This window comes from Burkholderia sp. 9777_1386 (genome assembly GCF_015712265.1).
GTDB lineage: Bacteria > Pseudomonadota > Gammaproteobacteria > Burkholderiales > Burkholderiaceae > Burkholderia > Burkholderia cenocepacia.
In genome coordinates, this window is record NZ_JACCQB010000098.1 from 1 (window position 1) to 9,782 (window position 9,782).

8 protein-coding genes and 1 pseudogene are annotated in these 9,782 nt (G+C 71.2%); 5 read left to right on the forward strand and 4 right to left on the reverse strand.

Going from position 1 to position 9,782, the window contains the following annotated elements:
- Positions 1 to 13 precede the first annotated feature (13 nt).
- Positions 14 to 982 carry an AraC family transcriptional regulator gene (locus tag H0X91_RS34225; protein ID WP_196433786.1) on the reverse strand — a complete coding sequence of 323 codons (969 nt, stop codon included), beginning with the start codon at positions 980 to 982 and terminating at the stop codon, positions 14 to 16.
- Positions 983 to 1,131: 149 nt separating this feature from the next.
- Here H0X91_RS34225 and H0X91_RS34230 point away from each other — a divergent pair, with 149 nt between their 5' ends.
- Both H0X91_RS34230 and H0X91_RS34235 read left to right on the forward strand, forming a co-directional pair.
- A complete protein-coding gene (locus H0X91_RS34230) occupies positions 1,132 to 2,238 on the forward strand; it encodes an NAD/NADP-dependent octopine/nopaline dehydrogenase family protein (protein WP_006483602.1) in 1,107 nt (368 codons plus the stop codon).
- Positions 2,235 to 3,245: a 3-hydroxybutyryl-CoA dehydrogenase gene (locus tag H0X91_RS34235; RefSeq protein ID WP_112750748.1), complete on the forward strand. Its 1,011-nt coding sequence runs from the start codon at positions 2,235 to 2,237 to the stop codon at positions 3,243 to 3,245. The genes H0X91_RS34230 and H0X91_RS34235 overlap by 4 nt, the downstream gene beginning before the upstream one ends.
- An 11-nt stretch (positions 3,246 to 3,256) precedes the next feature.
- Here the strand turns inward: H0X91_RS34235 and H0X91_RS34240 are convergent, their stop codons facing one another.
- Both H0X91_RS34240 and H0X91_RS34245 read right to left on the reverse strand, forming a co-directional pair.
- On the reverse strand, positions 3,257 to 4,597 hold the full coding sequence (locus H0X91_RS34240) for an MFS transporter (RefSeq protein WP_196433787.1): 1,341 nt from the start codon (positions 4,595 to 4,597) through the stop codon (positions 3,257 to 3,259).
- 117 nt (positions 4,598 to 4,714) lie between these two features.
- The gene (locus H0X91_RS34245) at positions 4,715 to 5,632 is read right to left on the reverse strand and encodes a LysR family transcriptional regulator (protein ID WP_196433788.1); all 918 of its coding nucleotides are present in this window, start codon (positions 5,630 to 5,632) and stop codon (positions 4,715 to 4,717) included.
- A 101-nt stretch (positions 5,633 to 5,733) separates the two neighbouring features.
- Between H0X91_RS34245 and H0X91_RS34250 the strand changes: the two genes are divergently transcribed.
- The 3 genes from H0X91_RS34250 to H0X91_RS34260 are packed head-to-tail and all read left to right on the forward strand — an operon-like array spanning position 5,734 to position 9,625.
- The gene (locus H0X91_RS34250) at positions 5,734 to 7,287 is read left to right on the forward strand and encodes an AMP-binding protein (protein WP_006495628.1); all 1,554 of its coding nucleotides are present in this window, start codon (positions 5,734 to 5,736) and stop codon (positions 7,285 to 7,287) included.
- Between the two features lie 11 nt (positions 7,288 to 7,298).
- Positions 7,299 to 8,486, forward strand: coding sequence for an acyl-CoA dehydrogenase family protein (locus tag H0X91_RS34255; protein ID WP_196433789.1), 1,188 nt, complete (start codon positions 7,299 to 7,301; stop codon positions 8,484 to 8,486).
- Entirely contained in the window at positions 8,483 to 9,625 is a 1,143-nt protein-coding gene (locus H0X91_RS34260) for a CaiB/BaiF CoA transferase family protein (RefSeq protein ID WP_058902763.1), read from the forward strand. Before H0X91_RS34255 ends, H0X91_RS34260 begins: the two co-directional genes overlap by 4 nt.
- A 57-nt stretch (positions 9,626 to 9,682) precedes the next feature.
- Here the strand turns inward: H0X91_RS34260 and H0X91_RS35530 are convergent.
- A pseudogene (locus H0X91_RS35530) lies at positions 9,683 to 9,782 on the reverse strand (IS110 family transposase); the annotation flags it as partial.

Genomic DNA, 9,782 nt, shown 5'->3' on the forward strand with positions numbered 1-9,782 from the left:
GGAGCGGAGAGCGTCATCGGGTCTGCCTCGCGGTGACGGAAGGCGGGTGGCCGTAACGCCGCGCATACGCCTTCGCGAAATGGCCGAAGCCATGGATGCCGTGCGCGATCAGCACGTCGGTCACGCTGCGCGCGTCGCCGCGTTGCAGCGCCGCGTGCACGGCGGCGAGCCGACGCTCGCGCACGTACGCGGCCGGCGTGGTGTGCAGGAACGCGCGGAACGCATGCTGCAGCGTGCGCGGCGCGACGCCCGCGACGGCCGCCAGCGCGGCGAGCGCGAGCGGCTCGCCGAGATGCGCATCGACGTGATCGCACGCGCGGCGCACGTGCGCGGGCAGCGGGGGCGTGCCGCGCAGCAGCGCGTCGCTGTACGCGTGCGGCAGGTGCGTGAGCAGCAGCGACATCAGCCACGCGGTGAGGTCGGCGCCGAACACCGGCGAGGCCGTGCCGACGCCCGGCTGCGCGCCGAGCCGGCACAGGTACTCGAAGGTCGGCAGCACGAGCGCGGCGCCTGTGCCGCCGGCCGCGAGGTCGAATTGCAGCGGCCGCGTGAGCGTCGCCTGCAGCATGTCCTGCAGCTTGCATTCGAGCGCGCCGCGTTCGAGCCGCAGCACGAGGTTGCGGCAATCGGGGCTCGTGCGCAGGCGGCTCGCGAGCGCGGGCGAGGACACGGTCAGCTCGCCGGGCCCGGCGCGTGCGACGACGCTGCCGGCCTGCAGCTCGCATGCGCCCGCGAGCGTCAGCCGGAACAGGAAGTGATCGGCATCGTCGCCGAAATCGATGCGTGTCTCGCGGCCGTAGCAGAGTTCGAGCAGCGCGCCGTGATGCAGCGGCACCTCGTACAGCTCCGCGTGAAACGGATCGCGGCCGGACGCGGCCATCCGGTGCGGCCCGAGCCGGTACGCGACCGCGCGTTCGACCTCGTCGGGGGCCTGCAGCGTGCCGAGCCGGTTCGGCGCATGGCGGGAAAGGGCGATGTCCATGCCTAGACCTCGTGGCGGATACGGGAGCGCCGCGGCCTGCGCATCGCCGCGATTGCGTTGCGCGAACGGGCGCGTCGTTGCGCGTTTTGAAGCGACGCGGCGCGGGCGGCCGCGTAGTCTCGGACATACTCGATCACCGGGAGAAAACGATGAAGGTATGTGTTCTGGGCGGCGGCCACGGTTGCCATGCGGCGGCCATCGACCTGCTCGAAAAAGGCCACGACGTGACGTGGTGGCGGCGCGATCGCGAGCCGCATGCGCGGCTGCGCGAGCTTGGCGTGCTGAACGTCGCCGACTATCGCGGCAAGCGTTCGGTGCCGCTCGGCGATGCGCCGGGCGCGATCCGCCTGACCGACGATCTCGCCGCCGCGCTGCGCGGCGCGCAACTCGTCGTGGTGCCGCTGCCGGCCACGTCGCACGACGCGCTCGCCGCGCAGGTCGCGCCGCTGCTGGAGGATGGCCAGGTCGTGTTCCTGCCGCCCGGCACGTTCGGCAGCGCCGTGTTCGCCCGCGCGGCGGCCGATGCCGGCAACCGTTCGCGCGTCGCGTTCGCCGAAACGGGCACGCTGCCGTACCTGGTGCGCAAGCACGGCGACAACGACGTCGTGATCAGCGCATACGCGACGCGCCTGCCGACCGGCGTGTGGCCGGCGAATGCGGCGGGCTGGGCGTTCGACGTGCTGCGCGCCGGCTATCCGTCGGTCGAGCCGGTCGAGGATGCGTTGTCCGGCGCGCTGATGAACGCGGGCCCGGTGATCCATCCGCCGCTGATCCTGATGAACGCCGGGCCGCTCGAACACTTCGACGCGTGGGACATCCACAACGAAGGCACGCAGCCGTCGATCCGCCGCGTGACGAATGCACTCGACGCCGAACGCATCGCGGTGCGCGAAGCGCTCGGTTACCGCGCGCCGCATTTCCCGCTCGCCGATCACTACGCGACCGACGGCGACGAGTGGATGTACGGGCGCGGCGCGCACGGCAAGCTGACCGATAGCGGCGACTGGCGCGAGAAGATCGATCTGCGCGCGCATCGCTACATGCTCGAGGACACCCGGCTCGGGCTGTCGTTCATCGTGTCGTGCGGGCGTTGGGCCGGCGTGCCGACGCCCGTCGCGCAGGGGCTGCTGAGCATCGCGAGCGCGGTCGCGGTGCGCGACCTGTATGCGGAAGGCCGCACGCTGGAGCGGCTCGGGCTCGCGGCGCTGTCGAAGGACGCGCTGCGCGCGCTGCTCGACGCGGGGTATTCGGCATGAAGGCGGCTGTCGATGTGACACGCATTCACGTGCTCGGCGCGGGACGCATGGGGCAGGGCATCGCGCTCGTGTTCGCGTTCGCGGGCCTCGACGTGACGCTGATCGACTTCAAGCCGCGCGACGTGCACGCGTGGCGCGCATTCGAGGGCCGCACGCGCGACGAGATCGTGCGGCCGCTGCACGCGCAGGTCGCGCTCGGCCGCATCGACGCCGCACAGGCCGATGCCGTCGTCGCGCGCATCGCGCTCGTGGCGCGGGACGGCGCGGCCGACGCGGTACGTGATGCCGACATCGTGTTCGAGGCGCTGCCCGAAGTGCTCGATGCAAAGGCCGACGCGCTGCGCTGGCTCGGCGAGCACGTCGATGCGCACGCAACGATCGCGTCGACCACGTCGACGTTCGTCGTCACCGAATTGCAGCGCCACGTCGCGCACCCGGCGCGGATGCTGAACGCGCACTGGCTGAACCCGGCGCTGCTGATGCCGCTCGTCGAGGTCAGCCGCAGCGAGGCGACCGATCAGGCCGTCGTCGACGGGCTCGCGGCGTTGCTCGAACGCGTGGGCAAGAAGCCGGTGATCTGCGGGCCGGCGCCCGGCTATATCGTGCCGCGCATCCAGGCGCTCGCGATGAACGAGGCCGCGCGGATGGTCGAGGAAGGCGTGGCCAGCGCCGAGGACATCGACACTGCGATCCGCACCGGCTTCGGCCCGCGTTTCGCGGTGCTCGGGCTGCTCGAATTCATCGACTGGGGCGGTTGCGACATCCTGTACTACGCGTCGACGTACCTGGCCGGCGAAATCGGCCCGCGCTTCGCGCCGGCGGCGAGCGTCGTGCGCAACATGGAAGCCGGCCGCGACGGCGTGCGCACGGGCGCCGGCTTTCACGACTATGCGGCGGTCGACGTGCCCGCGTACATGCGGCAGCGGCTCGGCGAATTCGCGCGGCTGCTCGACCATCTCGGGCTGGCGCCGGCGTTCGACCGCGCGCGGCGCGACGCCGGGCGCTGAGCGCCGCGCGATCATGCCGGGTCGCCGCGCGAACCGGCGGCGGGCGTGATGCGCGTCTCGCGCATCACGCACAGCGTCGCGACGGTCACGAGGCCGAGCGCAATGAGGAACAGCGACACCGGCCACGACGCGTGATAGCGCGCGAGCAGCGCGGTCGCGATCAGCGGCGACATCCCGCCCGCGAAGATCGACGCCACTTCGTGACCGAGCGCGACGCCCGAGTAGCGCACTTCGGTGCTGAACAGCTCGCCGACGAGCGCGGGCAGCGTGCCGATCATCGCGCCGTGGCTCACCGCCGTGCCGACCGTCAGCGCGAGCCACACGAGCGGCGTCACGCGCGTGTCGAGCAGCCAGAAGAACGGAAACGCGCACGCGACGAGGCTCAGCGCGCCGATCAGGTACACGGGCTTGCGGCCGATCCGGTCGGACAACCGGCCCCAGGCGAGCATCGCGCCCATTTCGACGATCATCGCGATCATCACGCCGGTCAGCATCGTGCCGTTCGGAATCCCGAGGTATTTTCCGTAGACGAGCGAGAACGCGAGGAAGATGTACGCGCCGCCGTTCTCGGCCACGCGCAGCCCCATCGCGAGCAGGATTTCCTTCGGATGGCGGCGGATGCACTCGACGATCGGCAAGTGCGTGTGCGCGCCGCGTTTGCCGGCCTGTTCGAAGTCGCGGCTTTCCGGCAGATGGCGGCGGATATAGATGCCGATCGCGAAAATGACGATGCTCGCGAGGAACGGCAGCCGCCAGCCCCACGCGCGGAACAGGTCGTCCGGCAGCGCCTGCGCGGCGAGGAACGCGATCGACGACAGCACGAAGCCGCCGCCCACGCCGAGCTGGCTCCACGCCGCGTAATAGCCGCGCTGCCCGGGCGGCGCGTTCTCGCTGATCATCAGCACGCCGCCGCCCCATTCGCCGCCGGACGCGATGCCCTGCAGCAGGCGCAGCACGACGAGCGCGGCCGGCGCCCACAGGCCGATCTGCGCATAGGTCGGCAGCAGGCCGATCGCGAAGGTCGATGCGCCCATGATCAGCAGCGTCCAGACGAGCGACGCCTTGCGCCCGTAGCGATCGCCGACGTGGCCGAACACGATCCCGCCGAGCGGCCGCGCGACGAAGCCGAGCGCGAACGCCGCGAATGCGGCGAGGCTGCCCGCGAGCGGGGAGGCGCCGGGGGGGAAGAACACGTGACCGAACACCAGCGCCGCGGCCGTGCCGTACACGAAGAAGTCGTACCACTCCCTCGCGTTGCCGGCGACGGAGGCGATGACGATCCGGCGCAGTTGCCGGTCGGCGAGCGGCGCGGCAGCGGCGCCCGGGGATTGCACGGTGTCGGTCGGGTACATGGCGGACTCTGAAGGGGGAGGCAGGCGCGTGCCGTCTTCGCGATGCATGCGGCACTGCGGGCTAGTGTTGTCGGCCCGCCGCTTCCCGGTCAAATCCGCAGAAAAAGGGGAGTGTCATCACTCCCGCAAATGATGGTCGGCGCGCGCTGCGGCGCTTTCCCGCAGCAGCGCGATCATCCGCTGCGCGAGCGGCGGCACGTACGCGCCCGCGCGGTGCATCGCGCCGATGCGGCGGTCCAGTTCGAGTTCGCCGGCCCGCAGGTCGAGCGTGCGCAGCCCGGTCACCTGGGTGAGCGCATCGGCGCCGCCGACGCACAGCAGCGACGTGCCGCGCAGCAACTGCAGCAGCGACGTGTTGCCGAAATCGGTCTCGACGCGCAGGCGCGGCGCCGGCAGCCCGCGCGCGCGGAATGCGTCGTCGATCCGGCGCCGCACCGGGATCGTCGTCTCCGGCAGCAGCCATTCCTGGTCGGCGAGATCCGCGAGCGTGAGCGCGCGCTTGCGCTGCAGCGGGTGGGCGGCGTCGGCGAGCACCGTGAGCCGGTCGTCGAACAGCGCGACGGTGTCGAGCGCGGGGTCCGGCTGCTGCGGCTCGGGCGCCACCACCAGGTCGAGCTCGCCGGCGGCGAGCAGGTCGAGCAGCTCGCGTGCGAGCCGGCAGCGCAGCCGCAGCCGCGCGGCCGGCCGCTCGCGAATCAGTTGCCGGCACGCGCCGAGCACGAACGCGTTGGGCACGGTCGGCGAGTAGCCGACGCGCACGACGCCCTGTTCGCCGCCGCGGATCGCGCGCATCTCCTGCATTGCATCGTCGAATTCGAGCGCGATCCGCTGCGCGCGGGCGACGAAACGCGCGCCGGCCGGCGTCGGCGTCATCCCGTTCGCGGTGCGCTCGAACAGCGTCACGCCGACCTGCGTCTCCAGCCGCTGCACGGCCTTGGTCAGCGCGGGCTGCGACAGCCCCAGCGCGTCGGCCGCCTTGCCGATGCTGCCGTGCCGCTCCACGGCCAGCAGGTACTCCAGATCGCGGGTATCCATCAGGGGATTCCTGTCGGTTATGACTTTATATCCGGTAATGCATTGTGGTGATGCCTCGGCATCTTACAGACTGGCGGCACTGTTCGACCAGGAGAATCGTCTTGAGCTTCGCCTATTTCCTGCGGCGCGCGGCCCGCTACTGGGGCAGCCAGCCCGCCGTGGTCCACCGCGACCGCGCCGTCACGTACCGTCAGCTCGACGAACGTTCGACGCGCCTCGCGAACGCGCTGCGCGGCCTCGGCTTCGCGCGCGGCGAGCGTATCGCCGTGCAGGCGCGCAACTGCATCGAGCTCGTCGAGATCGAGTGCGCGCTGTACAAGGCGGGTCTCGTGAAAGCCGCGCTGAACCCGCGCTTCACGGCGGCCGAGGCCGCCGACGTCGTCGGCAACTGCACGCCCGTCGCGTTCATCGGCGGGCGCGGCTATACGGACTACACGCCCGATTCGCCGGGCTTCGGGTCGGTCGAGCGGTTCGTGTCGCTCGACGGCGCGGTCTCCGGCTACCTCGACTACGAAACGCTGCTCGCGAAGGGGAGCGATACGGCGCCCGACTACGTACCGGCGGCCGACGATCTCGCGGTGCTGCACTTCTCGTCCGGCTCGACCGGGCGCATCAAGGCGGCGATGCAGAGCTACGGCAACCGGCTCGCGTCGCTGCGCAAGATCGTGCTCGGGATGGACCGTCCCGCGCAGCCCGGCGACCGGCTCGCGCTGATCGGGCCGATCACGCACGCGTCGGGGATGCTGATGCAGCCCTACCTGTTCTGCGGCGCGACGCTGGTGCTGTTCGACGCGTTCGAGCCCGCGCAATTCCTCGCCGAAGTCGCGCGCCAGCGCATCACGCACACGTTCATGGTGCCGGCGATGGTCAACATGCTGCTCAACACGCCGGCGCTCGCGCAGGCCGACCTGCGCAGCCTGAAGGTGCTCGGCTACGGCGCCGCGCCGATGGCGCCCGCGCGGATCGAGGAAGCATGGGCGCGCATCGGCCCGGTGCTGTCGCAAGGCTACGGCGCGAGCGAATCGACGTCGGGCGTCACGCGGCTGGGGATCGCCGATCACGCGCATGCGCTGCTGCACGACCGCGAGCGGCTCGCGTCGTGCGGCCGGCCGCTCGGCGAAACGGAAGTGCGGGTGGTCGATGCGGACGGGCGCGAAGTCGAGGGCGATGCGATCGGCGAGCTGGTGATTCGCGGCGCGGACGTGTTCCAGGGCTACTGGAATGCGCCGGAGCTGACGCGCGAGGTGCTGGTCGACGGCTGGCTGCACACCGGCGACCTCGCCCGCACCGATCGCGAAGGCTTCATCTACCTGGTCGACCGCAAGCACGACATGATCATTTCGGGCGGCTTCAACGTGTATCCGACCGAAGTCGAAGCGGCGCTGTACCGGCACGAAAGCGTGCTCGAGGCCTGCGTCGTCGGCGTGCCAGACGACAAGTGGGGCGAGGCCGTGAAGGCCGTCGTCGTGCTGCGTGCCGGCCATGCCGCGCAGGCGGCCGACCTCGTCGCGCACTGCCGCGCGCAGCTCGCCGACTACAAGGCGCCGCGCTCCGTCGATTTCGTCGCGGAGCTGCCGAAGAACGCGAGCGGCAAGATCGCCCGCAAGCTCGTGCGCGAGCCGTACTGGCGCGGCGTCACGCGTCGCGTCAACTGAAGGAGTCCGCCATGTTCGATCATCTGCAACGCCCCGAATTCGTCGCGCTGCGCGCGGCCGTGCTGCGCTTCGTCGACGACGAGCTGCGCCCGATCGAGCGCGAGCTCGGGCTCGACTCGGAAGACGTGTGGCCGCGCGACGTGCTGCGCCGCGTGTGGCAACGCTCGGCCGCGCTCGGCTTCTATACCGCGAGCCTGCCCGTCGAGATCGGCGGCCAGGGGCTGTCGATCGCCGAGGTGTGCGCGCTGAAGGCCGACCTGGCCGCCTGCGGCGCGGCACTCGCGCCGCACGTGCTCGGCGAACTCGGCGGGCCGCCGCGCATCGGCAACATGCTGAAGTACGCGACCACCGCGCAACTCGACCGCTATTTCCGGCCGGTGATGCGCGGCGAGAAATCGACGTGCTTCGCGCTGACCGAGCCGCACTCGGGCTCGGACGCGATGAGCATCCGCACGACGGCGGTCGAGGACGGCGAATCACTCGTCATCAACGGCACGAAGCACTACATCAGCGGCGCGCCATTCGCCGATTTCGCGATCGTGATGTGCGTGACCGACGCAACCGCGACGCCGCCGCAGATCACGGCCGTGCTGGTCGATCTCGACCTGCCGGGCGTGAGCGTTCAGCATGAGTACGTGCCGATGTCGGGCCAGCACATCGACGCGGACATCCGCTTCGTCGACGTGCGCGTGCCGCGCGAGAACGTGTTCGGCGGGGTCGGCAACGGCTTCCGGCTCGGCATGTCGCGCATCAACGTGAACCGGCTGCTGCATTGCCCGACGATGCTGGGCCTCGCGATGTCCGCGTATCGCGCGTCGCTCGACCATGCGCGCACGCGCCGGCAGTTCGGCGGCCCGATCGCGCGCTTCCAGGCGATCCAGCACATGCTCGCCGACATGGCGGCCGCGCTGTGGGCGTGCGAAAGCATGATCGCGCACACGGCGGCCCTCGCCGATGCGGGCGCCGACCTGCGGATGACGGCGTCCGCGTGCAAGCTGTACGTGTCGGAGCGGTGCTTCGAGGTCGCGGACAAGGCCGTGCAGATTCACGGCAACGTCGGCGTGACGCGCGGCCATCCGGTCGAGCAGACGTTCCGCAAGCTGCGGATGTTCCGCATCCTGACCGGCACGAGCGAGATCCAGCGCAACGCGATCGCGAAGGCGATTCTCGATCCGGCCGGCGCGGGGCTCGACGCATGACGACCCGCGGCACGCGCGGCGCGTGGCCGGCCGGCGACGATCACGCGCCCGCATGGTCGTGCCTGCGCGGTGTGCGGATCGTCGATGCCGGCCAGTTGCTGCCCGGCCCGCATGCGTGCGCGCTGCTGCGCCAGCTCGGCGCCGACGTGATCAAGGTCGAGCCGCCGGGCGGCGACGCGTTGCGGCAGTTTGGCGCCGACACGTTCGCGCAGTTCAACCGCGGCAAGCGCTCGCTCGTGCTCGACCTGAAGACGCCGGACGGGCGCTCGCGCTTTCTCGATCTGGTGCGCGACGCGGATGCGGTGGTCGAAGGCAACCGGCCGGGCGTGATGGCGCGGCTCGGGCTCGATTACGCGACGTTGGCCCGCGCGAACCCGCGCATCGTGCTGTGCTCGATCACCGGCTACGGGCAGGACGGTCCGTATGCGGACCGGCCCGGCCACGACCTGAATTTTCTCGCCGATGCCGGCTACTGGTCGGTGCCCGCGCAACTGCGCGACACCGTCGCGCGGCCGCGCGTGCGGCTCGCCGATCATGCGGCCGCGATGCATGCGGCGCTCGCGCTGGCCGTCGCGGTGATGAGCGCGCGATCGAACGGGCTCGGCCAGCACCTCGACGTGTCGATTCACGATGCGATGTTCGCGTGGACCGCTCCGGCCGCCTGGGCGCTGCGCACGGGCCGCGATACGCCGGATGCCGCCCGCTGGGTGATGCCCGACAACGACCTGTTCGAAACCGCCGACGGGCGGCACATCGCGCTCGCGACGTTCGAGGACAAGTTCTGGGCCGCGTTCGCCGACGCGCTCGGCGATGCATGTCCGGCGCTGCGGGAGCCGCGCTACGCACGGCGCGCGGGCCGGCAGCAGCACCGGCACGCGCTCGGCGCGCAGTTGCGCGCGCTGTTCGCGACGCGTACGCAGGACGACTGGATGCGCGTGCTCGGCGCGCTCGGGCTGCCGGTGTCGCGCGTGCCCGATGCCGGCGAGCTGTTCGACGATCCGCAGGTGCGGGCTCGCGGCGTCGCGCGCGAAGTGGCGGCCGACCGCACGCTCGCGGTGCGCTTCCCGGTGAAATTCTCGCTCGGGCTGCCGGACGGCGACGACCGTGTGGCGGCGCCTGGCGAGCACGGCGGCGGGTAGCGCGACGCCCCGACCGCCCACGATAACGAAACAGCAACCATCTTGAGACAGCCCATGTCATGCGCAATTGAAATCCGGCTGCCAACGCTCGCCAGTGCGAGCGATGGCGTTGAGCGTGATGAGCAGCTTGCGCATGCATGCGACGAGGGCGACCTTC

Bases quoted from the DNA above. Each gene is read 5' to 3' on its own strand.
- H0X91_RS34225 (WP_196433786.1), bottom strand. From the start codon at position 982: ATGGACATCGCCCTTTCCCGCCATGCGCCGAACCGGCTCGGCACGCTG.
- H0X91_RS34230 (WP_006483602.1), top strand. From the start codon at position 1,132: ATGAAGGTATGTGTTCTGGGCGGCGGCCACGGTTGCCATGCGGCGGCC.
- H0X91_RS34235 (WP_112750748.1), top strand. From the start codon at position 2,235: ATGAAGGCGGCTGTCGATGTGACACGCATTCACGTGCTCGGCGCGGGA.
- H0X91_RS34240 (WP_196433787.1), bottom strand. From the start codon at position 4,597: ATGTACCCGACCGACACCGTGCAATCCCCGGGCGCCGCTGCCGCGCCG.
- H0X91_RS34245 (WP_196433788.1), bottom strand. From the start codon at position 5,632: ATGGATACCCGCGATCTGGAGTACCTGCTGGCCGTGGAGCGGCACGGC.
- H0X91_RS34255 (WP_196433789.1), top strand. From the start codon at position 7,299: ATGTTCGATCATCTGCAACGCCCCGAATTCGTCGCGCTGCGCGCGGCC.
- H0X91_RS34260 (WP_058902763.1), top strand. From the start codon at position 8,483: ATGACGACCCGCGGCACGCGCGGCGCGTGGCCGGCCGGCGACGATCAC.